28 protein-coding genes and 3 pseudogenes are annotated in these 23,141 nt (G+C 68.3%); 13 read left to right on the top strand and 18 right to left on the bottom strand.

Going from position 1 to position 23,141, the window contains the following annotated elements:
- Nucleotides 1-32: 32 nt before the first annotated feature.
- On the bottom strand, nucleotides 33-959 hold the full coding sequence (locus ACV7NM_RS32670) for a hypothetical protein (RefSeq protein ID WP_463413689.1): 927 nt from the start codon (nucleotides 957-959) through the stop codon (nucleotides 33-35).
- On the opposite strand from ACV7NM_RS32670, the pseudogene ACV7NM_RS32665 reads away from it, so the two are divergent.
- Nucleotides 958-1,383 (top strand): annotated as a pseudogene (locus ACV7NM_RS32665) (nucleoside deaminase). The gene ACV7NM_RS32670 and the pseudogene ACV7NM_RS32665 sit on opposite strands and share 2 nt — an antisense overlap.
- A gap of 153 nt (nucleotides 1,384-1,536) precedes the next feature.
- Here ACV7NM_RS32665 and ACV7NM_RS32660 read toward each other — a convergent pair.
- Both ACV7NM_RS32660 and ACV7NM_RS32655 read right to left on the bottom strand, forming a co-directional pair.
- Nucleotides 1,537-2,103 carry a lamin tail domain-containing protein gene (locus ACV7NM_RS32660; protein ID WP_463413688.1) on the bottom strand — a complete coding sequence of 189 codons (567 nt, stop codon included), beginning with the start codon at nucleotides 2,101-2,103 and terminating at the stop codon, nucleotides 1,537-1,539.
- Between the two features lie 773 nt (nucleotides 2,104-2,876).
- Nucleotides 2,877-3,029: a hypothetical protein gene (locus ACV7NM_RS32655; RefSeq protein WP_463413687.1), complete on the bottom strand. Its 153-nt coding sequence runs from the start codon at nucleotides 3,027-3,029 to the stop codon at nucleotides 2,877-2,879.
- 206 nt (nucleotides 3,030-3,235) lie between these two features.
- Between ACV7NM_RS32655 and ACV7NM_RS32650 the strand changes: the two genes are divergently transcribed.
- Entirely contained in the window at nucleotides 3,236-3,448 is a 213-nt protein-coding gene (locus ACV7NM_RS32650; RefSeq protein WP_463413686.1) for a hypothetical protein, read from the top strand.
- 245 nt (nucleotides 3,449-3,693) lie between these two features.
- Here ACV7NM_RS32650 and ACV7NM_RS32645 read toward each other — a convergent pair whose 3' ends face one another.
- Nucleotides 3,694-4,755, bottom strand: a complete 1,062-nt coding sequence (locus ACV7NM_RS32645; RefSeq protein WP_463413685.1) for an MFS transporter — start codon at nucleotides 4,753-4,755, stop codon at nucleotides 3,694-3,696.
- 7 nt (nucleotides 4,756-4,762) lie between these two features.
- On the opposite strand from ACV7NM_RS32645, the gene ACV7NM_RS32640 reads away from it, so the two are divergent.
- Entirely contained in the window at nucleotides 4,763-4,906 is a 144-nt protein-coding gene (locus ACV7NM_RS32640; protein ID WP_463413684.1) for a hypothetical protein, read from the top strand.
- A gap of 281 nt (nucleotides 4,907-5,187) precedes the next feature.
- Nucleotides 5,188-6,024 carry a helix-turn-helix domain-containing protein gene (locus ACV7NM_RS32635; RefSeq protein ID WP_463413683.1) on the top strand — a complete coding sequence of 279 codons (837 nt, stop codon included), beginning with the start codon at nucleotides 5,188-5,190 and terminating at the stop codon, nucleotides 6,022-6,024.
- A gap of 384 nt (nucleotides 6,025-6,408) precedes the next feature.
- On the opposite strand, the pseudogene ACV7NM_RS32630 reads toward ACV7NM_RS32635, so the two are convergent.
- From ACV7NM_RS32630 to ACV7NM_RS32610, 5 genes and pseudogenes are all read right to left on the bottom strand, one after another.
- Nucleotides 6,409-6,868, bottom strand: a pseudogene (locus ACV7NM_RS32630) (NADPH-dependent F420 reductase); the annotation flags it as partial.
- 196 nt (nucleotides 6,869-7,064) lie between these two features.
- Nucleotides 7,065-8,254 (bottom strand): IS3 family transposase gene (locus ACV7NM_RS32625; RefSeq protein WP_463413682.1). Its coding sequence is split into 2 segments (ribosomal slippage): nucleotides 7,065-7,993 and nucleotides 7,993-8,254, totalling 1,191 coding nucleotides; the frame shifts between segments, so codons are not numbered across the junction.
- Between the two features lie 97 nt (nucleotides 8,255-8,351).
- Nucleotides 8,352-9,275: an IS630 family transposase gene (locus tag ACV7NM_RS32620; protein ID WP_463413681.1), complete on the bottom strand. Its 924-nt coding sequence runs from the start codon at nucleotides 9,273-9,275 to the stop codon at nucleotides 8,352-8,354.
- Nucleotides 9,276-9,363: 88 nt separating this feature from the next.
- Nucleotides 9,364-10,173, bottom strand: a complete 810-nt coding sequence (locus tag ACV7NM_RS32615) for a tetratricopeptide repeat protein (protein ID WP_463413680.1) — start codon at nucleotides 10,171-10,173, stop codon at nucleotides 9,364-9,366.
- Nucleotides 10,174-10,213: 40 nt separating this feature from the next.
- Nucleotides 10,214-11,287, bottom strand: coding sequence for a DNA polymerase III subunit beta family protein (locus tag ACV7NM_RS32610; RefSeq protein ID WP_463413679.1), 1,074 nt, complete (start codon nucleotides 11,285-11,287; stop codon nucleotides 10,214-10,216).
- Nucleotides 11,288-11,617: 330 nt separating this feature from the next.
- Between ACV7NM_RS32610 and ACV7NM_RS32605 the strand changes: the two genes are divergently transcribed.
- Complete coding sequence (locus tag ACV7NM_RS32605; RefSeq protein WP_463413678.1) at nucleotides 11,618-12,304, top strand: hypothetical protein; 687 nt, start codon at nucleotides 11,618-11,620, stop codon at nucleotides 12,302-12,304.
- Nucleotides 12,305-12,344: 40 nt separating this feature from the next.
- Entirely contained in the window at nucleotides 12,345-12,791 is a 447-nt protein-coding gene (locus tag ACV7NM_RS32600) for a hypothetical protein (protein WP_463413677.1), read from the top strand.
- Nucleotides 12,792-12,917: 126 nt separating this feature from the next.
- On the opposite strand, the gene ACV7NM_RS32595 is transcribed toward ACV7NM_RS32600, so the two are convergent.
- The 6 genes from ACV7NM_RS32595 to ACV7NM_RS32570 form a co-directional block, all read right to left on the bottom strand.
- Nucleotides 12,918-13,493 (bottom strand): hypothetical protein, encoded by a 576-nt coding sequence (locus tag ACV7NM_RS32595; RefSeq protein ID WP_463413676.1) that lies wholly within the window; start codon nucleotides 13,491-13,493, stop codon nucleotides 12,918-12,920.
- Nucleotides 13,490-13,732, bottom strand: a complete 243-nt coding sequence (locus tag ACV7NM_RS32590) for a hypothetical protein (RefSeq protein WP_463413675.1) — start codon at nucleotides 13,730-13,732, stop codon at nucleotides 13,490-13,492. The genes ACV7NM_RS32595 and ACV7NM_RS32590 overlap by 4 nt, the downstream gene beginning before the upstream one ends.
- A gap of 351 nt (nucleotides 13,733-14,083) precedes the next feature.
- Nucleotides 14,084-15,037, bottom strand: coding sequence for a hypothetical protein (locus tag ACV7NM_RS32585; RefSeq protein WP_463413674.1), 954 nt, complete (start codon nucleotides 15,035-15,037; stop codon nucleotides 14,084-14,086).
- Nucleotides 15,038-15,314: 277 nt separating this feature from the next.
- Nucleotides 15,315-15,572: a hypothetical protein gene (locus ACV7NM_RS32580; protein ID WP_463413673.1), complete on the bottom strand. Its 258-nt coding sequence runs from the start codon at nucleotides 15,570-15,572 to the stop codon at nucleotides 15,315-15,317.
- 96 nt (nucleotides 15,573-15,668) lie between these two features.
- On the bottom strand, nucleotides 15,669-16,025 hold the full coding sequence (locus ACV7NM_RS32575) for a hypothetical protein (RefSeq protein ID WP_463413672.1): 357 nt from the start codon (nucleotides 16,023-16,025) through the stop codon (nucleotides 15,669-15,671).
- A gap of 29 nt (nucleotides 16,026-16,054) precedes the next feature.
- Nucleotides 16,055-16,258 (bottom strand): hypothetical protein, encoded by a 204-nt coding sequence (locus ACV7NM_RS32570; protein ID WP_463413671.1) that lies wholly within the window; start codon nucleotides 16,256-16,258, stop codon nucleotides 16,055-16,057.
- Between the two features lie 491 nt (nucleotides 16,259-16,749).
- Here ACV7NM_RS32570 and ACV7NM_RS32565 point away from each other — a divergent pair, with 491 nt between their 5' ends.
- The 4 genes from ACV7NM_RS32565 to ACV7NM_RS32550 all read left to right on the top strand — a co-directional run bounded on the left by ACV7NM_RS32565 (nucleotide 16,750) and on the right by ACV7NM_RS32550 (nucleotide 19,543).
- Nucleotides 16,750-17,496 (top strand): dienelactone hydrolase family protein, encoded by a 747-nt coding sequence (locus tag ACV7NM_RS32565; protein ID WP_463413670.1) that lies wholly within the window; start codon nucleotides 16,750-16,752, stop codon nucleotides 17,494-17,496.
- Nucleotides 17,497-17,765: 269 nt separating this feature from the next.
- The gene (locus tag ACV7NM_RS32560) at nucleotides 17,766-18,212 is read left to right on the top strand and encodes a hypothetical protein (RefSeq protein ID WP_463413669.1); all 447 of its coding nucleotides are present in this window, start codon (nucleotides 17,766-17,768) and stop codon (nucleotides 18,210-18,212) included.
- Between the two features lie 323 nt (nucleotides 18,213-18,535).
- Complete coding sequence (locus ACV7NM_RS32555) at nucleotides 18,536-19,144, top strand: DUF3885 domain-containing protein (RefSeq protein WP_463413668.1); 609 nt, start codon at nucleotides 18,536-18,538, stop codon at nucleotides 19,142-19,144.
- A gap of 129 nt (nucleotides 19,145-19,273) precedes the next feature.
- A complete protein-coding gene (locus ACV7NM_RS32550) occupies nucleotides 19,274-19,543 on the top strand; it encodes a hypothetical protein (RefSeq protein ID WP_463414143.1) in 270 nt (89 codons plus the stop codon).
- Nucleotides 19,544-19,551: 8 nt separating this feature from the next.
- On the opposite strand, the gene ACV7NM_RS32545 is transcribed toward ACV7NM_RS32550, so the two are convergent.
- Nucleotides 19,552-20,562, bottom strand: coding sequence for a tyrosine-type recombinase/integrase (locus tag ACV7NM_RS32545; protein WP_463413667.1), 1,011 nt, complete (start codon nucleotides 20,560-20,562; stop codon nucleotides 19,552-19,554).
- Here ACV7NM_RS32545 and ACV7NM_RS32540 point away from each other — a divergent pair.
- Nucleotides 20,561-20,749: a hypothetical protein gene (locus ACV7NM_RS32540; protein WP_463413666.1), complete on the top strand. Its 189-nt coding sequence runs from the start codon at nucleotides 20,561-20,563 to the stop codon at nucleotides 20,747-20,749. The genes ACV7NM_RS32545 and ACV7NM_RS32540 overlap by 2 nt on opposite strands.
- A gap of 7 nt (nucleotides 20,750-20,756) precedes the next feature.
- On the opposite strand, the gene ACV7NM_RS32535 is transcribed toward ACV7NM_RS32540, so the two are convergent.
- Complete coding sequence (locus ACV7NM_RS32535) at nucleotides 20,757-20,906, bottom strand: hypothetical protein (RefSeq protein WP_463413665.1); 150 nt, start codon at nucleotides 20,904-20,906, stop codon at nucleotides 20,757-20,759.
- A 31-nt stretch (nucleotides 20,907-20,937) separates the two neighbouring features.
- Nucleotides 20,938-21,513, bottom strand: coding sequence for a TetR/AcrR family transcriptional regulator (locus ACV7NM_RS32530; protein ID WP_463413664.1), 576 nt, complete (start codon nucleotides 21,511-21,513; stop codon nucleotides 20,938-20,940).
- 72 nt (nucleotides 21,514-21,585) lie between these two features.
- On the opposite strand from ACV7NM_RS32530, the gene ACV7NM_RS32525 reads away from it, so the two are divergent.
- Together ACV7NM_RS32525 and ACV7NM_RS32520 are read left to right on the top strand one after the other, a co-directional pair.
- Complete coding sequence (locus ACV7NM_RS32525) at nucleotides 21,586-22,743, top strand: FAD-dependent monooxygenase (RefSeq protein WP_463413663.1); 1,158 nt, start codon at nucleotides 21,586-21,588, stop codon at nucleotides 22,741-22,743.
- A 94-nt stretch (nucleotides 22,744-22,837) separates the two neighbouring features.
- Nucleotides 22,838-22,960: pseudogene (locus ACV7NM_RS32520) on the top strand (IS5/IS1182 family transposase); the annotation flags it as partial.
- Nucleotides 22,961-23,141: the final 181 nt, after the last annotated feature.

Raw genomic sequence — 23,141 nt, 5'->3', positions numbered from 1 at the left:
CTGCAGGGCCGGGGGCTCTGTGGGCCATGGCCTCAGGTCGTCAGCGTGGCTGTGGCGAGGAAACCCCGAAGGATCTGCTCGCGCGGCAGGGAGAGATCGAAAAAACGGCCCAGAATCCCCAGCAGTGCGCACCGCATCTGCTCTTCGTCCTCTGGGCCTGTGTAGCCTTCTCGGCCGGCAACGGGCAGTCCGGCCTCTGCCATGGCCGCTGTCACTTCCGCCGCCATCGCCGGGTCCCCGTCGATACCGTCGTATCCCCATGACCCGTCCAGATGCAGATTGAACGAGCAGGCGAGACGCCCATCCCGGTGGTACTCGAAGAACGGCGGCACGGGCTTGCCGTTGTCCTCTTCGAACATCACACGGAAGACGTGTGCGCCACCCGCCGAGACCGGGCCCAGCTCGTTGAACTCGCCCCACCACGGGCCGTACATGACCGCGAACGACAGCCCTTCGTACTGGCCGTAACGCAGGTGCACGTCTGAGTCGACATCGGCGAGGTCAGGGTTTGCGACCTCCTCGGCGCTGTGCTCACCGGACGCCCGGTGGACAACGGCGGGCACCCCCCAGAAGGCCGTCGCAGCGAGCCGCTCTACCAGCTCGTCCGGGGTCAGCCCTCGGGCCATCACCACGTTGTATCCGCCGAAAGGAATCCAGCGGGGCGCCGCGAGCCAGGCAATCCCGGTCCCGGTTCCGACGGGGTCAGTGTCCTGCGTTCGATGAGTCACCCGGACATGATCCAGGACGCCACCGACAACCGGCCCAGTCGACTCCCCCCAGTGCCCGGCACCTCCCCGGCCCATCCAGCTCCGACCCCGGCGGCCGAGCTCCGACCGGGACGGCATCAGCACCCACACCGCCACATCACCGCCGCCCGACAACGACTCGACACCACCCACCAGCAGCAGCGCACCGACTGACGGAAACGACACCGCAGACGACCACGAGTAGGCAGTCATGACCACACCCGACGACCACGCCCTCCTCCGACAGGCCATCTCGCTCGCGGCCAAGGCACGCGCGAGCGGCACCCCCCTTTGGGTCTCTGTTGGCAGCACCGGACGGGACGATCCTGGCCGAGGAGCACAACACCACCCTCACCGACAATGACGTCACTGCACACCCGGACTTAAATTGGCGAGGTGGGCCGCAAGAGAACTCGACGCGCAGACGGCGGCAGGCACCACGATGTACACCAGCTGCCAGCCGTGCGGGATGTGCGAGGCCGTCATCCAATGGGCAGGACTGCGGCGAGTGGTGTTCGCCCTGTCCAACGAACAGCTCCTGGACATCAGGCCTGCCAGCAGCCGACCGCCCGTGCCACAGGACGGCCCCGCGCTGCTCAACGAGGTACGGGCCGCGGTCGAGCCCTACTACCGCTGACCGCCGGGCCCAGGGCAGAGCCCGCCACCAGCGGAACGCAACTGGGTACGCTCACCCCTCCAGCGCCCCGGCGCGGAGTGCACGATCCGCCTGCCCCGGCCGCCAGCCCCTCCCGGTCGACGACCTGGATCTGGACTTCGTCTTGGCAGCCGGTCAGAGGGCTTGATGCGGCGGCGTCCTGCACGCCACCCCGTACGAGCTGGGCCCCGCCCCCTGCGGCCAGGACGCGTCAATGCCCGAGGTGCAGCCGTTTCCCGACCGTTCAAGGCGCCCCACGACAGCTTCCTGCCGAGTCGACTGTGGGAGCGCGGTCTTCGCCTTGAGTGCGGTGTCAGCGGTCGCCCGCCGTCCAGGCGGCCCGCCGACACCCGGACACCGGTCAGTGGTGGCGACGGCCCCAGGACTCGGTGTTTCGACCGTGCGGCCGCGGTCATCGCGCAGCGTGTCGGAGTGGTTGTCCCAGATGTAGTCGCGGCGGTTTTGGAACAGGTCGGTGCGGGTGTCGCGGCCGGTGCCGGTGTGGATGCGGATGGTGGCGCGGCCGTTGATGCGGACGTTGTCGAAGCGGTAGCGGTTGCCGTCCTCGTCGCGCAGCGTCCAGCTGCGGAGGTTGACGGTGTCGCGGGTGGTGTTGGTGATCTCCACCCACTCTGCGTTGAGCGACCGGTTGGAGCGGTCGTCGCGTCCGGGACTGTCGGCCTGGACCCGGCTGATCTCCACCCGCGCCCCCTGGTGACGGTCGTGGTCCTACGCGGTCGCCGGCAGCGCGGCAGCACCGACCACCGCGCCGGCGGCCAGGACGGTCGCGGCGATACGACGGACGGAAGTAAGACAAGACATGGGTGGCGCTCCCTCAAAAGCCGTAGCCTTGCCAGGTCATACAGGCGGCAGCGACGAGTGCGGACTCCCGGCCCGGACTGAACCGAGGGCCACACTCTCGACCCCGCACCCGCCCCGCCGCAGCCCCCGCCGGGGCCAGTTACCCGAGGCGGACATTTCCGTCACACTCGCCTGCATATCCCACGCACATCTCTCAGCGTGGCTCTGACAGACCCAACCCCCACACCCACCCTCCCCGCACAAGGCCCCCGCCGCCAGTGCGTTCCAGCGCACCACCGGGCGCACTGCCCACCCGGCTCACCCACCCGGACCAGTCGTTCAGGTAACAACCGTTCTGCGGAATTCTTCGCACTCATGCCTGCAATTCGAAGAAGCCTGCGCAATCCGCTGCGGCCGAAGCGGACCGCCCTTCCGCAGCAGCCCAGCCTCTCGGCGGACCCGGAAGGACAACCGGTCCTGCCCTGCCAAGCCGTTCCCCGGCTGAGACGGCTTGGCCTTCGTCGCCTGCGAATCTCCAAAAGCACCGCGCGTGGGGGGTGGCCGTGCACCCGGTGGCAGCCGGCGGTCGGTCGAGAGCCGCGGTCGGGTGGAGCGGTGGACCACGGGACTGGATCCGGTCTGCCGCCGCACGCCGGAGAGGCGGAAGTCGCTTGTCAAGCGGTCTCTTCATAGACGAGGGTGGTCGCCGAGCAGTCTTCGGCGAGACCGAGGAAGGCCTGGCGCTCGTCCACCGACAGGCTCCAGCGCAGCTTGGTGGCGACCCAGGTTGCCGCGTAGGTGCAGTGGTAGGAGCCGTCCGAGGGCATCCATTGGGCGGGGTCCTTGTCGGCCTTGGACCGGTTGGAGGCGGCTGAGCGCGATGAGAGTGTCGGGGGACGCCTGGTCGTTGGCGTACGCCTCGCGGCAGGCCCGTCCCATGCGTAGCCGCCGGAGTCGTGGACCTCGGCCAGCGGGACGAAGTGGTCGACGTCGATGCGGGCCGGGTCGAGACGACCACGTCGTCATACGGGCAGTGCCAGCTGCCGCCGGTCACCTTGCAGCCGACCGCGACCTGCGGCGCCTGAACGGCCTCGGCGAGGATGACCTCTTTGCGGGTGTCACAGCCCTGCGTCGTATCGAGGCCCTTGTTCCAGTGCTTGTACAGGTCCCGCTTGTAGCCGGTGCGCTGTTCGTCGGCGACCGGGAGCCGGTCGATGGCCTCGAACAGAGGCAGCGGCACCTGTAGCTCGGTGACGGCAGGAGCGGTCGAGGTCGGAGCGGGAAGGGTCACCGACAAGGTGGTGTCCGCATGTGCGGTCGGGGTGATGGTCAAGGCGGGCAGGAAGTCAGAGCGTGCGCGGGCAGGCCGCGTCGCAGCAAGTTCACACCTGCATGTCCGTCACGACCGTGCCCCACAGCGGGCCCGTCGCGGCGTCCCGGCAGTCCGCGTACCCCAGGCATCGAGCCGGTGGTCGGCGTACCGACCGCCCATCAGCGATAGCGTGCCCTGCCCACCGCCGCGGCCACCGTCAGCGGCACGGCGAGGAGCGCCGCCAGCCAGAAAAGTGGCCGGTAGTCGTGCGCCTGGGCGGTGGAGGCCGCCAATCCGCTGACCACGGCGCTGCCCACGTACAGGGCGACGCCGAACATGGCCACGCCCGTTGCGCGGGCCGTCGGGAACAGCGCCGTCGCCCACGACTGGATGGTGGAGTGCATGAAGGACCAACCACCCCCGAGGAGGAGGGCGACCACGACGAGCACCCCGGTGGACTGGCTGAAGCCGGCGAGAAGGTACGCCACACCCATCTGCACGCCGCCGGCCACGATCAGGCCCACCGGGGACCAGTGGCCGACGAGCCGCTTGACCGCCTGCGCGGCCGCCATGGAACCGACCCCGTACAGGGACGCGACCGCGCCGGCCAGGGTGGCGGGAACTCCACGCGCCTCCAGGGCTGGGGCCAGATAGGTCAGGAAGCCGAGGAGCACCGCCCCCTCCAGCATCGCCACCGCCATCACGTACCACTGCCACGGCGAGGACAGGACCACGCGGAAGGGCGCCAGCAGTGATCCGGAGGGGGCTCGCTCGGGCTCGGGCAGGCGGCGCAGGACCACCGCCAGGTAGACGGCGAGGACACCCGGCAGCGCGAACACCAGTCGCCAGCTGAGGTAGTGCGCCAGCGCCCCGGCGACGACCGTGGCCACGGCGGTGCCCAGCGCGAACGCCGTCATCAGTTCGCTGAGCGGGCGCTGCCGTATCGCGGCGGGCACCGTGTCGCCCACGTATGTCAAGGAGGCGGCGATGGAGGCGGCGAAGAACGCGCCGGCCAGGGCGCGGACCCCGATCAGCACGGGAGCGTCGGGAGCGAGGGCCGAGGCCAGGGCGGCAAGTGCCGCGCCGGTGAGCGACACCCGCATCACCCGCACGCGACCCCATCGGTCGCTGGCCACCCCCCACACCGGCTGCATGAGCCCGTAGGTGAGGTAGTAGCCGCTGGCGGCCAGCACCACGGTGGGGAGCGGGGCCCCGAGTCGGGGGCCGATGAGAACCAGCATGGGCGCGATGCAGAAGCGGTCGAAGTTGCTGACGAATCCAGCGGTGCGCAACAGCCGCAAGGAGGACGCGGGCAAGGTCGCCACCGGTGTCGACGCGGTGGTGGTCACGGGGTGGACGCTTCCTTCCGAGAGGTTCAACGAGAACGGGTGACAGAGGGACCGATCCTTGGCGGACGCGATCGGTCACCAGTTCAGCACCGGGCCCTGCGGGGCGGAGCGGGCTGGCTATTACCATCACTCACAGCCTGCCGGTCCGGCATCGCGCCTGATGACGGCAGCATCACAAGAGGGCACCCGCGGCCGGGCGGCGCCCTCCGTCCGGAGGAGAGGCACCATGACGCGCGGCAGGCTGTCGCCGACGAACACTTGCGCACCGCCCACTGCGGACCACGGTTCCTCACCGGGCACGACCGGCCGCGGGCGCGGTGGTCGATGAGCACGGCACCCGCACCGCAGGGCGAGTCCCCCCGCCGTGAACTGGGGGCCTTCCTGCGGTCCCGCCGCGAACGGCTGACGCCGAGGGACGTGGGCCTGCCGGACGCCCCGGGCCGCCGGACACCGGGGCTGCGGCGAGCCGAGGTCGCCGAACTCGCCGGCATCAGCGTCTCCTGGTACGCGTGGCTGGAGCAGGGCCGAGTACGCACCTCGGAGCAGGTGCTGCGCGCGGTGACGCGGGTGCTGCGACTGGACGCCGCGGAAACCGCGCACGTCCTGTCCTTCATGGAGGAGAGCAGGCCGCCCGCCGATGCTCCCGCCTGGGTGTCGCGCAACCTGCTGAGTCTGGTACAGGCCATGACTCCACACCCCGCCGTGGTGCTCGACCCGCACTGGGACCTGCTGGCATGGAACTCCGGCTACGCCGCGCTGCTGACCGATCCGGCGCGGCTGCATCCCAAGCAGCGCAACCTGCTATGGCTGGTGTTCCGCTGGCCGCCGGCGCGCACCCTGCTCGCCGACTGGGAGCACGAGGCTCGCGCCCTGCTCGGCCAGTTCCGGTCCCGGGCGGCTCGCCGGCCGAACGACCCGCGGTTCGCCGAACTCATCGGCGAGCTGCTGTCCGACGGCGACGCGGCCCGCTGGTACGAGCGCCGGGAGACAGCCGGATTCCAGCCCTCGGTCCGCCGTTTCCGGCACCCGGCCGTGGGCGAACTGCGCCTGCGGTACGTGAAACTGGCCGCCGTGGACGAGCCCAGTCACCACTTCCTGGCCTACCTGCCCGGTGACCGGGACTCCGAGGACGCCCTGATTCGCCTGCAGGCAGGCGGATGAGCCCCCGGGGCCCGCGATACGGCGTGGGGCCGCGCCGGCCACCTGGGGGTACTCACGCCCCCCGGGTGGTTCTGGTCCCGGGAGGCGCTCCACGGAGCGGTGGCCGCGTCGCGTGGTGCAGGTGAAAACCGATGTCCGGGGTGTGTCGGTGGTGCCGGCGGCGGTGCAGCCGAAGCATGCCACGGGTTTTGCTGAGGAGTCACCGCTGTGGCGGCGGCCTTCATGGATTCAGCGCGGGCCTCGTCAGGGCACGCTCTCGCCATACTCGGCCAGTAGCGTGCGCAGCCGGACTGCCCGGTCGTCGTCGGTGCGACCTTTGCCCTTGCTCTTGTTCTTCCTCTTCCACACCCCAAGTGCGCCGGGGACATGGCCTCCTTAGAACTCCTAACGAAAAGCCCCCGTGCCGCCTTCCGCTTCCTGGTAGCTCGGTCCGGCCGCATAGACCAGCGGAGGTGTGATTGCCTGCGCATCCACTCCCTCGCCGACCCACAGGGCGATGAACAGCGCGGCGGTCGCTTCCAAAGTCCCGAACGTTCGAGACCGCCGCCAGCCACGGGCTCGCAGCCCACGTCCCGCACCAACTCGAGTACACGCGCGAGGGGCCGTCTCGTCGTCCCCGCAGACCGGCACTGCCAGTGGTCGCCCATCGAATACGGGCGGCCGCATACGCCACACGTCCTCGTGGCAGAGGTTGAAAGCCTTCAACCACGTGGGCTCCCGGCGCCGCCGCAGCCAGTTGCTGCGCGGCTGAGGGGCCCCCTTCCGTTAGCAGGCGGAAGCCTGGCCCGACCTGGTTGGAGCAGTCGATCAGCACCTTGCCTTCCAGGGCCGTGTGCAGGTCCCGTGACTGATGGCGCTCTTTGAATCTGGCTGTGGCCCACATTTCGTGACGATCACTTTCGATCAATTTGGGCGGCCGGTCCGGCTCACCCGTCAGCGTTGTGTTCGTGGGGGGGCGATTGCAGGTTCCGAGAGTTGGCATGGCCGGAGGTCGAGGATCTGAGCTGCCCCGAGTTTCGTAGAGTCCGATCTTGATTGGTTCAGGCGGACTGCGGGGTTCGCTCCTGGCTCTGACAGAAGGCTTCCTCGTACTCGGCGGGTGGCACGTAGTCGAGTGCTGAGTGGAGGCGTTCTTCGTTGTGCCAGGTGATCCACTGGAAGATCGCCCGTTCGACCTGGTCGACGTCCTTCCAGGGGCCCTGCATCTCTATGAGTTCGGCCTTGAAGGTGCCGTTCAGGGCCTCGGCCATCGCGTTGTCATACGAGTCGGCGACCGACCCGACGGAGGCTGAGGCGCCGATGTCGGCAAGCCGGTCGGTATACCGAATTGACACGTATTGCGACCCGCGGTCGCTGTGATGGATGAGGCCGGAGTCCTTCTTGATCCTCCGCCTCCACAGCGCCATCTCCAGTGCGTCCAGGGGGAGCTCGGTCCACATGTGGTTCGCGACCTGCCAGCCGACGATCATCCGCGAGTACACGTCCAGGACGAACGCCACATACGCCCGGCCGGACCAGGTGCGGACATACGTCATGTCGGCCACCCAGAGCTGGTTCGGTCGGCTCGCGGTGAAGTCGCGGTCGACCAGGTCCGGCGGCCGGGGCGCCGACGGCTCCGGGACCGTGGTGCGGCGCCGCCGGCCACGGATGACGCCCTCCAAACCCAGCTCGGCCATCAGCCGCTCGACGGTGCAGCGGGCCACCTCGTGGCCCTTGCGCCGAAGCGCGCGGGTGATCAGGCGGGCGCCATAGGTGCCGCCCGAGGTGGCGTGGATCTCCTCGATCAGCGGCATCAGCTGCTCGTCACGGAGCCGGCGGGCCGACTTCGGCCGCTTCTTGCGGGCGAAGTACGTCGACGGCGACAGCCCAAGGACCCGGCAGACGGGATCGACCCCGAGACCTCTGTCCCGCAGGTGGTCGATCACCTGCTCGGCCTCGTCCGGGGACGGTCGATCTCCTGGGCAAAAAACACCGAGGCGGCTTTCAGGATCTCGTTGGCCCGCCTCAACTCCGCTACTTCTTTACGGAGCTGCTTCAACTCATCCTGCTCGGCAGTCGTCAGCCGGTCATCCTCGCCGCGGTCGGCCTCGGCCTGGCGGACCCAGCCGCGCAGGGCCTCCTTGTGGATCCCCAGGTCCTTCGCGACGTGCGCGATGGGGCGGCCGGTGGCGCGGACCTCACGGATCGCGCGCTCGCGGAGCTCGTCGGGGTATTTACGGAGTGCTGCCATGGTGCTGGTGGTTCTCCTTCGCCAGGACGGTAACCCTGGCATCAGGGACTCCACAAATCTCAGTACAGCTCAACTCTTCGTAGGTCATCCGCGAAGCTTAGTGGTCGGCTTCGGAAATCCTAACCGCGTTCGGAAAGGCCTTGGTCAGACGGTCGATGGCCTTCTTCCCGCGATGCGATGAGCCGTTGTCGACGACCCAGAAGACGCGTTTCGCGCTGGCGTAGGGCTCGGTGGTCATGAGCTGGGTGACCAGGTTCATGAAAGGCACGATGTCGGTGGTGGGCTCGCAGCGGCCGATGACCTTCGCCTGGTGGACATCGTAGGCGGCCAGGTAGGCCAGGGATCCGCCGCGTCCGTACTCGTGGTTGACGCGCATCGCCCTTGCCTGGCCGGGGGCCAGGGTCGGATGGCAGCGGCAGCGGGCCTGGACGGAGGTCTTCTCGTCGCTAGAGACGACGTACTCGTCCGGGCCCAGCGGGACGCCTTCGAACATGCGGGCGTACAGGTCCAGGACGCGTTGGGCCTTGGCGCGGAAGTCCGGGTCGCGGAGGAATATCCAGGACCGGTACTGCCAGGGTTTGAGCGCGTCCTCGCGCAGCCAGCGGCCTACCGTGGACGCGGAGACGGTGTCAGTGATCCCGCGCGCGGTGAGCTCGGCGGCCAGCTCCGGGCAGGACCAGCGCGACAGCGGGACGCCGGTCTCGGCGGGGAGTTGGCAGGCCAGCGCTTTGGCCTCGGCAACCTGCACGGGGGTGAACCGGGCGGGGCGTCCGGAGCGCTTGCGGTCAGCCAGGCCCGGTAGGCCACCGTGGGCGAATCGGCCGCGCCAGGTCCGGACGGTGTCCACGTGCAGGTGGGTCTCGTGGGCGATCCTGGCATTGCCCCGGCCACGTGCGGCAAGGAGGACGACTGTGGCACGCTGCCGGGCTCTGTGTGGAGTCTTGTGGCCGTATGCCATCTTCTTCAGTCGGTGGCGCTCGGCGGCGGTCAGCACCACCGCCACGGCAGCGCGTATGGACAAGTACCCGTCCCCCTGGATCCTGCGGCAGGCTGATGGGCTGAGCGGTTTCGGCGGTCCCCTGCTCTTCTCCTTCCATTTCGTTGGCTGTTCAGGAAGGTGGGAAAAGCGGGAAGCGACTGGCACATACGAAGGCCTTCCGACCGTCAGGTCGGAAGGCCTTGGTGGTCGTTGAAGGTTCGTCGGTACCGAGGAAGGCGGTGGCTTGCCTGCGCTCGTGCTCGTGGGTCACCGCGGATCGGGTGCGCTCACACGGCGGACCGGACCTTGATCGCGTGGCTGAGGGCGGTCTGCTCTTCGTCGGGAGGCGACGCTCGGCGTGGAGCATCCGCAGGGCGGTGGTGATGCGTTCCTCATCCTCGGGTGTGCCAAGGCTGCCCATGTAGGGGGGCAGCAGCAGGCTCAGGGCTTCGAGGTCCGTGCGTGCGCAGAGCTTGGTGAGGAGTTCTCCGACCGGGTCTTCCTGCTGTTGTGGTGCGGCCGGGGCCGTGGCCCGCAGTCCTGCGGCGATGCGGTAGCGGAGCCATTGGTTGTGGGGGCCGGCTGGGACGTCGTCGATGTGCTTGACCGCCGACTCGAAGTGTTCGCGGGCCTGGTCGATCTGGCCCAGGTCGCGGTGGGCTCGGGCCATGTTGCCGTGAAGTGAGGCGTAGAAGCCGCGGACACGGTCGTCGCCGACCTTGTCGGCCCGGTTCAGGCACTCCTGGTTCCAGTGCAGCGTCTCCTGCGGGGTGGGCTGGTGCCGGGCGAGGTAGTGCGCGGCGATGCAGGCGTCGTAGTCGTCCTCAGCCGCTTCCCACGCTTGGAGGAACAGGTCCCGGGCTCGGGCATCTCGTCCTTCGGTCTCGGCCTGCATACCTTGCACGCACAGCTGCACGACGGTGTTCTCGGGGTCGGTCATGGTTCTCCTGAGGTGATGAGGCTGAGGTGTTGAAGGAGGGTCAGGTGGGGGTGTTGAGGGCGACCGGCATGACCAGGGTGGTGAAGCTGCCCTGGTCTGCAGAACGCACCACGACGGGTCGGTCTGCGGCGGAGATCTCCAGCAGAACGTCGGGACCGACGCTGGCCTCCAGAGCGGGCACCAGGACGGCAGGGTCGAAGCCGATCCGCTGGGGCAGGGCTTCATGGCAGACCGCGGGCAGGGTGGCGGTGTTGGAGTGGTCGGGAAGGGAGATGGTCATCTCGTCGCCGGCGAAGCTCAGAGCGATGCGGGGGCTGTCACCGTGGCTGTTGACCGCGTCGCGCAGGGCCAGGCGATCAACGATCACGCGGTATTCGGGCGGGGCCAGAGACACGAGCATCTCGCGGTAGGCAGGGAACTGGTCATCGACCGTCGCCAGGACCCGGGACTCTGACGTACTGCGTGCTCGGGTCCCGTCCGGTCCGACCTGGAGGGTGACCTGGTCGACTCGCGCCGCCCATTGCCCGAACTCGATCAGATCAGCCGCGTGCACCAGCAGACGGCACGGCCCTGCCTCGATCGCAGCCGGCCTCAGGACACGCATCGACAGGCGATAGCGATCGGTGGCCACCAGACGAACCTCGTCGTCGTCGATTTCGATGAGGACGCAACCAAGCGCAGGGTGTTCCACGTCGGAGGCTGCGGCCGGCACCACCTGGCGGACAGCACTGGCCAACTCCATTCCGCCGATTCGCACTTCCGTCATGCTGCCAGCAGGCGAGAGGGAACGCAGAGCCACCGCGATGGCGGCCTTGGCCGTCTGCGTCTGCTCCCGCAGCCTCTCCAGGTGCCGCTCCAGCACCTCTCGACCCTCGCGCTCGGGCCCGTCGAGCACCACGGCAACCTCAGCCAGCGGCAGTCCCGCTTCTCGCAGACCGCGCAAGAGAACGCCACGGGCCTCCTGCGCAGGGCTGTAGAAGCGATATCCAGTCGCCCCGTCAACCCACGCCGGCCGCAGAACTCGGCAGTCGTCGTAGAAACGCAGGGCGCTCGGAGCGCGACCGACTTGCCGCGCGAAGGCACTGATGCTCAGTAGTTCCGTGGTGCCGTCCATGGACCCGATTGTCGACGTTCATCCAACTTGAAGGTCAACTCGCACCCGCGAAGAGAGCCACCGGACTCCGGCACCGAGGACAACCCACTGGCACTGCTCGCTCGACCGATAGCGACAAGCCCGAGGACACCAGCGCACACCAGCGCGTTCGGGCCACCCGCTGAAGCCCTCCGCTACGCATGCGTTCCACATCACCACCTGGCACGGGAGCTTCTCCAGTGTCAACCCCCGAAGGATTTCCGAAGCCGACCACTTAGGATCCGATGGGAAGGATCTCTCAACGTCGGCGCTGCTTCGTCCGGTGTCGCGTCGGATGTCGGGCATGCCGAGGTGGACCGTGGACGGCTGAGTTGCACGCTCGCGCATGGCCTCCAGCTTTTGCGCGGCGGCGGCCATGGTGGTCTCGATGGCGGCGACCTCGCCGAGCCAGCCCTGGTTCTTGGCCTCTTGGAGACGGTCGATGAGGTTGGCGTGGATCTCCTGGAGGCGTGGCATGTCGAGCGGCTGCTTGGACTGTTCACCGACCCCGGTGCCGGCCTGACCCGCGACAAGACCCGGCGGCGGGGCCTGGGCAAGCTGCTGGACTGGCTCGAAGGCCAGCCCGGAGAGACCTGGCAGGATCGTTGGATGGCCAGCGGGGCGGACGACGCCGGCTCCGAGTGGACCGATCTGCCCCTCCAGGGACGCGGCACACCCAAGAGCCACTGGCGCGATAAACTGGCCACGGGCCTGGTGCTCCTGGTCGCCGGGCAGGCGATCCGCCCCAGCTACCCGTGGCTGCTGCGGCAGCGCGTGACGGTGATGCTCACCGAGACCCGGGCCGCCAGCGACCCCGATGCCTTCCAGCGGCTCGAACAACTGGCCCAGCACGCGACCCCGACAGCGAGGTCCGACGCCCTGAACAAGCTCACCTGGATCGTGATCCGCAAGGGTGGGCCCCCAGGACGAGAACGCCGCTTCCTCCTCGTGGGCGTCGAATCCGGGCCTCGCTCTGCAAGGTACAAAGGGGAACGCTGAAGGAGCATGCGGGGCCGTCGAAAGTGAGGGGGAAGGAAGCATGGTTACCTGGGGGCTGATCTTGGAGATAACGGTGGGTGGGGGTGAGCGCAAGCACACCCAGGCCTACGTGATGGCACACGTGGAGGGAACGCGCGAAACGGCTCTGACGGAGTTGGAGCGACGGGCGCGGGACTACGTTCCGGCGCATCCCATAAACCCCAAACGCCGTCGCTTCTTCCGTCGTGACGACGGCTTTCTCCTGGTCGTCGACGGCGCCTGGCAGTCACATACCGCCCGCTTCACGGTGGCAGAACTCATGGAAGACACCAACCGCCCGCCAACGGCGGAACCGGCTCGCAGAGCACCATCGGCAACTGCCGGAACGCCGCAATCGCCTTCGGCTCTCGAAGAGAAGCACGCGCCGATCCCGGTGGCAGGGGTGGAGTGTGACGCGGATGGTGTGCCCGTGAAGCCGGCATGGCTTGGGCGCATCGACCTGGCATGAGCTTGCCGCCCGTGATGGCCGACGCCGCATCGCGTGCACCAGGTGCGCGTATCAGCGATGCTGTCCCTTCCCGTCGGGCGTGCGGAGGGGGGTTAGGGCGATGGCTGCCCCCGCTCACGCCCGGGCTTACCCCTTGCAGTCGTACTGCTTGGCGAGGTTGTCAACGGCCTCCAGGACCACCGTCCGGGAGGCCTCGGTGAGGGCCGTGTCGTTCCAGTTCTCCGCCGCGAGCACGCCGGGTGCGACCTTCAGCGTGACGGTGACGTACTCGGCGTCCGCCTTCATCTCCTTCGGGCAACCGGCGGGGAGCTGGACCTCGCTCTGCCGGGGTCCCACCCAGCCCGAACGGCCTTCGGCGAGCCGACTGGCACCCGTTACGGGTTCGTTCAGAGCGTCGGCAGGCCTCACGTCCAGGGTGTACTGGATCCGCGGGGTCGTGTCCTTACCCGTTTCACGTCCGACGAAGCAGATGGTGGAGAACACGGGATCAGCCCCCGAGTCCTTGCTCTTGTCCTCATCCACCACCAGCTTGCCGCCCTTGTGATCGTCGAGGAGCACAACGGTCTTCTCTGTGAGCATCCCCAGGCAGTGGTTCCGCGCGCGCAGGTCCTTCAACGGGCTGGGCCACATCTGGACGGCGGCGACCACCAGCACCGCGACCACGAGTACGGCCGACAGCACCAAGGTGGTCTTCTTGGTCATCTGTACCGCTCGCCCATCTTCAGGTCGGCGTCCTTGATCCCGTTCTGGTACCACTGCTGAGCGGTCGGCTGAAGGCCGTCCTCGTACTCCCCGGGGCCCGCGTCCAGCTCCGACATGGCAAGACCGCGCTCCTTCGCCATCTGGCGCAGCATGGCGTGCATCTCCTTCTGGCCGTTGTCGTAGTGGTTGATCATGTTGTTGCGGGTATCGGCGTCGACTTTGGCGTTGAGGTCGTTCATGTACGCGGTCGTGCCGACGTCGACCGCGCGCTGGATGGCGTCACCCGCGACGGGGATGGCCGTGAGAGCGCGATCTCAGCGCTGCCGTGGCGCCTGCCCACGGGATGCAGCGGGCCGCCCGGCTGGAGAGCCGGCGACCCATGCGTGCCGGGCTGCTGTGGCAGCAGCGGCAGGCCAAGGGCACCGTCCGCGCCGCGGAGACCGAGCCGACCACACAGCAGGCACGGTGGCCCTCCCTGCCGCCGCTGAAGCGGAAGACCGGAGCGATTGAGACCGGTCGGGCCCCGGTCCGTTGTTCCGGGCAGCCGAACCGTGTAACGCCGTGCAGACCGCGACCTGGCGGTGTCGCCTTCATTCGCCGCGGGTCGGGCAGCCGTAGTCGTTGCGCACCGCTTGCTGGAAGGAGTCGAAGACGGCAGCGCGTGCGGTCTCGTACGCGCTCTTGTTCCGGTCCAGGAGTGCATCTCGGTAAGGGTCATTGAAGTTCATGCCGATGTAGAGGTCACCAAAAGAGCAGGCGATGACGGTACGGCCGTTTTCTTGCGTGGCAGTCTCGTCGCGGCGCACCTCCTTGGTCAGGGAGGTGTCGTCACTGACGGCCAAGGTGATGCGGGGCTCACCGGGACCTCGAAGCATGATCTCGCACACCCGTGTCCGGGCTTTGCTGCCGGTGGCGCGGGTGGTGCCGGCCTCGGCCTTGGCCTTGACGAGAGCGGCTTCCGGGACACGGAAGCCCTTTACGCCGCAGGTGTCGGTTGGCGTGCTGTCAGGGACCGGGCCCTGGAAGCGAGCGGGCTCCTTCAGTGTGGTGTCGGTGCAGCCGAGGCCCTTGGCTACGTGCTGGGCAGCACTGACAGCGGCGCGCGCCAGAGCCGCGGGGTTACTGCGTCCCTGGGTGAGGTTCATTTTGAGCACGGGCACGTCGGCTTCGTGGGAGGCCGGCCGGGCTTCCTTGGCGCAGCCGGTGGGCAGTAGTACCCATGCTTGCGTCGGGGAGGCAGCTCCGGTGACTCCGTCGAGGAAGTAGGAGGAGGCGGAGGCGTCCTTCCACAGGCGTGAGCCGCCCAGCGCAAAATCGGCTTTGTCGAAGGAGAGCTCTGCATCGAGTCGTGGCTGATCGCCGCCGACGAATTTGCTGGTGCGCTGGGCGGTAGACGCGCACCGCGCGCTGCGCAACGGCAACGTGCGGGTGGAGCCGTAGCGGTAGCGGAGATCGGTGATCGCGGCCAGACGGCCGCCGGTCAGGACCTGGTCCCCGACCGTAGTTCGGTGGGTGACACGTCCACCGGCACCCTCCCCGGCCACGTCCGCGTGCGTTTTTCGGGGGCGGCCGGCTGCGCGTCGAGCTGTTCGCAGTCGACGGTACGGGCGATCCACTGGAACCCCGACACGTCCACCGGGCGCACCACTAGCGGGACGGGTAGACGCCGGTGACGTCGCCGTGGGCCTGGCGGTCGCGGTCGAACGCCTTCTGTCCAGTGCGAGGCGGCGGCCCCTCACCGGTGTGGCTTCGTTCGCGTTCAGCGACAGCGTTTGTCGATGGGTTCGGGCGGCACTTGGCGGTCAAGGTGGCCGTGTTTGTTCACGAGATTTGGCTCTGGCACAGGTTCTGTGAACCGGCGCCGACCCGGTTCCTGCGGCCACCCGGCCCGAACGCGCCGTGCTCCGACATCAGCATCGCCCCGTCCACGACCTCCTGCGGGTCCCAGCCGGTGACGTCGAGCAGCATGCCGTCCAAGGGGCCGCCCACCAGCTCGACATAGGCGTGCCCCGGCCTCGGCCGGGCCGTCCCGTTTGGCTCCGCCCCGTACACACGCCGGTCCCACCCCGCAGCATCCACCCGCCCACCCTCCCACCCCCACCCCCGCGCGTGGGCGGTGATGCGCCCCCCGCCCCCAGACGGGTGACGCTCGGAGAGTGGTCGGCCCGCCCGTGATCAGGTGCGGGAGCGGTAGACGCGCACCGCGCGCTGCGCGACGGCGATGCGGCCGTTATCCAAGATCATCGTGCGGGCGGAGCCGTAGCGGTAGCGCAGGTCGGTGATCGCAGCCAGACGGCCACCGGTCAGGACCTGGTCCCCGACCCGTAGGTCGGTGGGCGGCACATCCACCGCCACCTTCCCCGGCCACGTCGGCGTCCGCTCCTCGGGGCCAGCCGGCTTCACGTCGAGCTGTTCGCAGTCGACGGTCCGGGCGATCCACTGGAACCCCGACGCGTCCACCAGGCGCACCACCAGCGGGGACGGGTAGACGCCGACGACGTCACCGTGAGCCTGGCGCGCGCGCTCGAACACCTTCTTCCCCAGGGTGAGGCGGCGGCCCCTCACCGGTGGCCGGCCCGCGCGCAGCGCTTCATCAACACCTGTATGTCGGTGACCATGGTTCCGCGTAGGGGGCCGGTGGCGGTGTCGCGTCGGTGCGCGTAGTCATGACAGCGGGCGCAGTCGGGCGGGGCGACCAGCGGGGCCGGGGGGAACAGCTTGAGGGCTTCCGCCTCGGCGCTGTGGTGGTCGGTCGTGTCGTCCATGGGGCATCCCTTCACCCGTGTACCGGTGCCTACACCTTCGGCGTCGGGAAGCCTGCGGGCAGAGGCAAGTCCGGGGACAAACTGGGGACATGACCATTGGGGAGTTGGCTATGTAGGTGAGTTCCAGGAACGTCTGTTGCCCATCGAGGGGAACGCCCGCTTCCATGGGAGAGTGCTGTCGCTGAGTTTCGAGAAGACCTCGGTGTTTGCTTCGGGACCATGGTTGTGCTCTGCACGACGAGGGGGCCCGGGCGCTGCCGTAGTCCAAGAGCGATCTGTACGCGGCGATCCGCCGTGACGCTATGGCCGGCGCCTCGTTGCGGGCGCTCTCGGGGTGTGACCGAGGTACGCGAGAAAGGGGCAACGAGATGATCTTGAAGCCCTGAGCGCTCGGCCCCGTATTTCAGAGGGACACGAGGGACACGCACGCTGTTCTGCCAGCGGCGGAACACCGACCGAACCGGGCTCGACGATCACTACAGTCCGGTCTCATGGCGACGATTACGACGCGTACGGTCGAGTACCCGGCCGACGGTTTGACGATGATCGGGCACCTCGCGCTCCCGGCCGGTGTCGACCGCCGGCCCGCGGTGCTGCTCGGACCAGAGGGCATGGGACTCAGCGACATCGAGCGCCGCCGGGCCGATGCTCTCGCCGAGCTGGGATACATAGCGCTGGCCTTCGACCTTCACGGCGGGCGCTATCTGGGCGACCCCGAGGAGATGCTGGCCCGTTGCCTGACGCTGCTCGCTGATCCCGACCGGATGCAGGGCATCGGCCATGCGGCGCTGGACGTGTTGCGCGCCGAACCGCGGACCGACCCCGACCGGATCGCCGCCGTCGGCTACGGCACCGGGGGCGCCGTCGCGCTGGAACTCGGGCGCGGCGGCGTCAATCTGCGCGCGATCGGGACCGTCAACGCACTGACCACGGGCCGGCCGGGCGAGGCGGCGCGCATCCGCTGCCCGGTGTGGGCCGGGGTCGGGTCGGAAGACCCGATCATGCCGCCCGTGCAACGGAACGCGTTCACCACTGAGATGCAGGCCGCGGGCGTCGACTGGCGCCTCACGGTCTACGGCGGCGCCTTGCACGCCTTCCACCACCCGCCGGTCGACCACCCCACAGTCCCCGGCGTCGGCTACCACCCACAGCACGCGCAGCGAGCCTGGCACGACGTCATCAACCTGCTCGCCGAGTGCCTGCCCGTGACGGAGGACCTGGGGGCACGACCCAGGTAAGCATGCTGGCGCCGGGCCCGGTCGGCGTCGGACACTGACCGTCCCCTCCCCTCAAGTCCGCACAGGAACCGCATCCGGGCTGATGCTCGATCGCGGAGACGCGTGCGCAACGGCCCCAGCTACCGGCTCAAGAACCGGCTCGCTGCCATCGAGCGGGACCGGGACAACGCGGCCTGAGACTGGTGCACATACCTCTGTACTTGGTGGAGCACTCAGAGGAGTACGCCGACAACACGTGGCCTTGGGGCAGCTCAGCTCGTTGCCTACGCATGAACGAGGAGAACACAGGGCCATCAGCACTCGCGCTGGCTGAGGGCCTATTGCAAGCACAGTTCCAACGGCAGGTGATGGCAGATCCCCAGCAGGCTCTGGAGACTGTGGAGCGACTCGTGCTGGGGATGCACCACTCCGTGTCGTCGTCGGCAATCGACGCGGCTCTGAAGGCCGGCGTGGGTTGGCATGAGATCGGGCGTGCACTTGCTGCATTGGAAGGTTCCGGTGTTCTCCTGCGGCAGGCGGCAGCGCTGCTCCTAGGTTTGCCTGCCGCCGATCGTGCCGCTGAGCGGGAGATGCTTGCTCAGGCACTCGGGGAAGCGGCGGAAGGAGAAGCCGAGGGCCTCGAAGACGTGCGCGGCCAGCACCCGGATGAAGATGTCTGGTCCGCAGCAGTTCAGCGATTCCAGCGGAACGCTCGATTCCCGGTGCCGCTCCCGTAGTTTACGATCCAGGTTTTCCTACCATCAGCACAACCGACTGCGTTTGGTGAGTCGGTGAGACAACTGTGGTGGGGGTTGCCGCGCTGCCGTTGTGTAGGCGGGTGGGTGACCTGATGTGCCTGGTCAGAGCAGGGGTGAGAACCGCTCGGGGGGTCTGCGTGTCTTGGTGATGCGGCGGGTCATGAGGGTGATGGCTGCCCAGGTGATGAGGGTTTCGGATTCTCTGAACTAGCGACCAACCAGCGGCTGCGGGTCGCTGCTGCCCCTCGTTGACGGTGGTGTATTCGGCCGTCGAAATCTGCCGCATGCTCGATCATGGAGCGATGAGCGAGATTCTTCCCCGACAGGACCTGAGCCTGGAAGCCCTGTCGGCCCTATGGGAACAGCGATGGCCTGCTCCACCGGGCGATCTTCAGATGCGCTATGCCTATCCCGATCGATGGGTGCGCTTTCATAGCCTCCCTGAGTCCAAGCGATACCCCGACAGCGACGCCGAGTACGCAGTCATGCTCGATCGGCATCACACCCTGTTGGACGAGCTGGGGCCGCCGAACGAAGTCGAGTTGTATGTGGTGACCCGCGAATGGAACGGAGACGCGGAACACACCGTGCGCATGCCCCAGCTCCGGCAAGTTGATCCGGACGCGCGGCACTGGGGCAGCCATGTCCACGACGATGATTTCCCTGATGACATCCTCTACCAGCATGAGTACATCAGCCTCCGCCTCCGCAGCAGGTATGCCTTGGACCCTCTTCTGCGGCTGGTAGCTGAGGATGTGATCGCAGGAGTCACCCTGGCCCCACTCGATCTTCGCTGGCTCTACCACCCCTATGACGGAGGCGGGGATGTATTCGCCCCACGCACCAGCGTCAGGGACGCCCTCAAGGCAGCACATCCTGATTGGCTTTCCACCCACCCGACCGGCATGTGAGGGTTGCTTCTCTGAGTCCGGACCTAGGAAGATCTGACTGGTCGTCCGGCAGCCAACCGGGCGCTCTTGATGGCGAGCCAGCTCGGCGCCTACGACTGCCGGGCCGTCGGTACAGTCATGCCGGTGACAATGAGTCGAGGCCGGTGGCCGAAGATCGATCAGGACAGCGGCGTCGAGGACGCGGGGTTGCTCATCCTGGAGTGGTTGGGCGAGCAAGGCGTGGGCGCCGCGATCAGGGTGGACGCTGAGCGGTTGCGGGACCAGAAGCCCGCATGGACGTTCACTGCTGGTGGCGGCCCGTTGAGCCACCCGATGCGGGCCGACGGAGCCACCGCCCACGAGTGCTTGTCCCGCGCTTTGTCCCATCTCCGCGAAGCTGGCGTGGACGTGCCCTTCTGACGCGTCGCTCATGGAGCGGACGGTGGCGGCCGCCTTCGGGTGTCGGTGGCGCGTCCAGCGATCTGGGTGAAGGTGGGCATCCCGAGATCGACCGCCGTGACCGTGCGGGCTGTGGCGGCGTCCATCTGGGAGAGCTTGTCCTCGGAGCCAGCGAGGCTGTTTTCGAGGCCTTCGACTTCGCCAAGCCAGCCTTCCCGCTTGGCTTCGGCGATGCGGTCGGTGAGGTTGGCGCGGATTTCGACGAGCCGGGGACGCTCGGCGGGGTCAGGCCGGAGCATGGCGCATCTCAAACAGGCGTGCTCATGAATGCAAGGGGTGGAGAAGGCCCGGCCGCAGGTGCCGATGGAGAGTTTGCGCTTCTCGAAGTGGCCGAGGAAGGAGTCCCATTCCTCATCGGTGGGCGTGCGGTATTCCTCGCCGGGCCGGGTGGCCCGACGGCGGGCGATGAAGGCCCGGTGTGCTTCGATGACTTCACGGGGGTAGACCGCGAGGTAGCCCATGGTCGTGTCGATCACGCGATGGCCGGCGACGAGCTGCGCGATGTGCGGCGGCATTCCGTTCATCACCGCATCCGTGATGAAGATTCTTCGGAAGTCGTGCGGCTGCATGGCCAGCGGCTCGCCGCTCGCGTCGGTCAGACCTGCGCTGGCCAGGGCCTGACCGAGGTACTTTCGGAGGCAGGTTGGGTGCATCGCCCGGTTCTCGATGCCGATGCGATGCTGGAACAGCAGCGGCATCGGCGGGTTCCAGACGCGTTCGTGGGGGTCGTAGGCGGCAACCGATGCGACGATGCCGTTGCTGTTGTGGACCCGCATGATGATGCGGCTCAGGACGTCGGCAAGCTCGGGGGTCACCAGGATCAGGCGCTCTTGATCAGTCTTCGACGGAGCGATCTGCAGGAGTGGGACGAGCTCGCCGGTGGTCGGCAGCCGGTACTGGATGAGCGAGTGGTGGCTCAGCTCGCACAGTTCCTCGATCCGGATGCCGGTGTGACGCTGGCCCGGGCCGCGGTACGGCATGTCGCAGCTCGGCGGCGATGCGGTCGTGCCAGGCCCGTCCGGCCTCGATGCCGACCTCACAGCGTTCCAGATCGACGCCGTGCTCACCGCCGCGAACACCGCGATGCGCCTGGGCGACGACACGGCGGCCGCGAAGGTCCGCCGCGTCGTCGACAGCCTCCTCGCGCCGCTGGCCGCGCCCGGCTGAGGAATGATCACTCGTTCTTGAGGTCGTCGGCGAGGCGGCGGGCTGCTTCGGTCTCGATGGGACCGCGTGGTTCGATCTCCTCGCCGGCGAAGCGGGCGGCCATGAGCCGGATCTGTTTCCGGGCCTGCCCAGCCTGGCCCTGTTCTCGCAACTGCACCGCTCGCGCCAATGGCGGCGGAGGCTGTCGGTCAGTTCGAGCAGGGGGCCTGGCGTAGGGCGGTGACGACCAGGCCTTCGAGGGCCTCGCGCGGTACGTTGCCGCCGCTCACCAGCCGGTCGAAGACCAGTCCGTCGATGCAGGTCAGCAGGGTGTGAGTGCGGTTCTCGGCGTCTGTGACGCCGTGCGTGGCGAGGAACAGCCGGACGGCTTCGCGGCTGGCGTTATCGCGGGGGACGAGGATCTCGCGCAGCTCCGGGTCGCGCACGCTCTCGACAGCGCAGGCGTAACGGGCGAGGGAGCGGCGTCGCCCTTCACCGGTGAGTCGTTGTCGGGTGAGCAGTGCCATGCCGTTCAGTAGGTCCTCGACGGTGCGCAGGGGCGGCAGTTCATCGGGCATCGTTTGCAGTTCCGCTTGATCGAGTTGGACCAGGCGTGTGACCAGTGCGGTGAGCAGCGCGGCTCGGGTGCGGAAGTAGGCCGAGGTGGTGCCGGGCGGCATGGCGGCTTTGCGGTCGACTGCGCGATGGGTCAGGCCGCGGATTCCTTCGTCGGCGAGTACGTCGATAGCGGAGTCCGCGAGGAGGGTGCGCCGATCCGAAGCCATACCCCCTTTCTACACCTGTAGAGGCTCAGATAGGATCGTCTTCTACATCTGTAGAAGAATCGGAGCTTCGGCATGGGCGGCATGGCAGTGGTGGTCGGAGGGGGCATCGGCGGGCTTGCCGCCGCGCTCGGCCTGCGCCGCATTGGATGGGACGTGACAGTGGTCGAGCGCGCATCCAGGCTCGAAGGCGAGGGGGCGGGCATCTCACTGGCCGCCAACGGCCTGCGAGCACTGGACGAACTCGGCGTCGGCGAGGCGGTGCGAGATGCATCGCGGGGCCAGTACAGCGGGGGAACTCGCACGCCCCAGGGTGGTTGGCTGGCCCGGATGGATGGCTCAGTGCTGGAGAAGGCGGTGGGCACGCCGATCACGGGCATCCCCCGCTCCACGCTGCACCGACTCCTTCGCGGCTGCCTGCCCGCCGGATCACTGCTGATCGGTTCCGAGGCGACCTCGGTCGAGCAGATCGACCCAGGAACGGTTCAAGTCGACTGCGGTGGCACGGTCTTGGACGCTGATCTGGTGGTGGCGGCCGACGGCATCGGCAGCAAAGTCCGCAGCCGTCTCTTTCCAGACCACCCCGGCCCGGTCTACAGCGGCTCGACGGTGCTGCGCGCCATCACCGAGCACGGGGTCGACCTGCGCACCGACTTCGAGCTGACCTGGGGCCAAGGCGCGGAGTTCGGGCATATCGCCTTCCTGGACGGGCGGGCCGAGTGGCATGCCGTCCTCAATCTCCCTGCCAGAACGCGATTCCCCGACCCACTGGCGGAACTGCGCCGACGATTCCACGCCTGGCATGACCCCATCCCGACTCTGCTCGACGCGACCCGGCCCGACGCCGTTCTGCACCACGACGTCAACGAACTCCGCACACCGCTTCCCTCGTACACGGTCGGACGGATCGCGCTGCTCGGTGACGCGGCACACGCGATGACCCCCAACCTCGGACAGGGCGCCTGCCAGGCACTGGAGGACGCGGTCACCCTGGCCGCCGTCCTGGGCACCGCGCCCACCGTCGAAGCCGCGCTCGCTCGCTACGACGCCGAGCGCCGGCCGCGCAGCCAAGCCGTCGCGCAGGCTGCCCGGCAGGCCGGGCGCATCGGCCAGCAGCTCTCCCATCCACTGGCCGTCACCCTGCGGAACACGGCGATGCGGCTGACACCGTCCCGCGTGGCAACGCGCATGATCCTTCGCCACCACGCCTGGGTCCCGCCACAGTTGAACTGATCCGATTCGCGCCCTGCCAACGCACCGACAGACACCTGCCGGGACAAGTCCCGAGGGTCTTGCCGTCGGCGGACACGGTGGGCAGGGTGACCGCCTGCGTACTGATCTTGTTCCGGAAGACCTCTGGGAGCGGGTGGCGCCGCTGCTGCCGCCTCCGCCCGAACGGCGCCACCGCTTCCCCGGACGACGGCGTGTTCCCGACCGAGTGGCCCTCGCCCTGCTGGCCGAGCTGCGACGCGCCGATTCGATGCCCGCGGAGACCCCGATCGGCTCGGACTGCGGCCGGCCCGCGCGGCCGAGGCGCTGCTGCCGGCCGACGCGCTGGTTATGGTCGTCATTGACGACACGCTGCTGCACCGGGTCAGCTAAAGGCGCGAGTGGAACAACAATTCCTGTCA

The sequence above is a fragment of the Streptomyces sp. Tek67B01 genome (assembly GCF_055231995.1).
Note: the sequence above shows the minus strand (reverse complement) of the source record. Positions and strands in the feature narration are given on the sequence as shown.

Excerpts from the sequence above, each read along its gene's own strand:
- ACV7NM_RS32670 (WP_463413689.1), bottom strand. The coding sequence starts at position 959 with ATGACTGCCTACTCGTGGTCGTCTGCGGTGTCGTTTCCGTCAGTCGGT.
- ACV7NM_RS32655 (WP_463413687.1), bottom strand. The coding sequence starts at position 3,029 with ATGCCCTCGGACGGCTCCTACCACTGCACCTACGCGGCAACCTGGGTC.
- ACV7NM_RS32645 (WP_463413685.1), bottom strand. The coding sequence starts at position 4,755 with ATGCTGGTTCTCATCGGCCCCCGACTCGGGGCCCCGCTCCCCACCGTG.
- ACV7NM_RS32640 (WP_463413684.1), top strand. The coding sequence starts at position 4,763 with ATGCAGAAGCGGTCGAAGTTGCTGACGAATCCAGCGGTGCGCAACAGC.
- ACV7NM_RS32635 (WP_463413683.1), top strand. The coding sequence starts at position 5,188 with ATGAGCACGGCACCCGCACCGCAGGGCGAGTCCCCCCGCCGTGAACTG.
- ACV7NM_RS32615 (WP_463413680.1), bottom strand. The coding sequence starts at position 10,173 with ATGACCGACCCCGAGAACACCGTCGTGCAGCTGTGCGTGCAAGGTATG.
- ACV7NM_RS32610 (WP_463413679.1), bottom strand. The coding sequence starts at position 11,287 with ATGGACGGCACCACGGAACTACTGAGCATCAGTGCCTTCGCGCGGCAA.
- ACV7NM_RS32600 (WP_463413677.1), top strand. The coding sequence starts at position 12,345 with ATGGTTACCTGGGGGCTGATCTTGGAGATAACGGTGGGTGGGGGTGAG.
- ACV7NM_RS32595 (WP_463413676.1), bottom strand. The coding sequence starts at position 13,493 with ATGACCAAGAAGACCACCTTGGTGCTGTCGGCCGTACTCGTGGTCGCG.
- ACV7NM_RS32590 (WP_463413675.1), bottom strand. The coding sequence starts at position 13,732 with ATGAACGACCTCAACGCCAAAGTCGACGCCGATACCCGCAACAACATG.
- ACV7NM_RS32570 (WP_463413671.1), bottom strand. The coding sequence starts at position 16,258 with ATGGACGACACGACCGACCACCACAGCGCCGAGGCGGAAGCCCTCAAG.
- ACV7NM_RS32565 (WP_463413670.1), top strand. The coding sequence starts at position 16,750 with ATGGCGACGATTACGACGCGTACGGTCGAGTACCCGGCCGACGGTTTG.
- ACV7NM_RS32560 (WP_463413669.1), top strand. The coding sequence starts at position 17,766 with ATGAACGAGGAGAACACAGGGCCATCAGCACTCGCGCTGGCTGAGGGC.
- ACV7NM_RS32555 (WP_463413668.1), top strand. The coding sequence starts at position 18,536 with ATGAGCGAGATTCTTCCCCGACAGGACCTGAGCCTGGAAGCCCTGTCG.
- ACV7NM_RS32550 (WP_463414143.1), top strand. The coding sequence starts at position 19,274 with ATGAGTCGAGGCCGGTGGCCGAAGATCGATCAGGACAGCGGCGTCGAG.
- ACV7NM_RS32540 (WP_463413666.1), top strand. The coding sequence starts at position 20,561 with ATGTCGCAGCTCGGCGGCGATGCGGTCGTGCCAGGCCCGTCCGGCCTC.
- ACV7NM_RS32545 (WP_463413667.1), bottom strand. The coding sequence starts at position 20,562 with ATGCCGTACCGCGGCCCGGGCCAGCGTCACACCGGCATCCGGATCGAG.
- ACV7NM_RS32530 (WP_463413664.1), bottom strand. The coding sequence starts at position 21,513 with ATGGCTTCGGATCGGCGCACCCTCCTCGCGGACTCCGCTATCGACGTA.
- ACV7NM_RS32525 (WP_463413663.1), top strand. The coding sequence starts at position 21,586 with ATGGGCGGCATGGCAGTGGTGGTCGGAGGGGGCATCGGCGGGCTTGCC.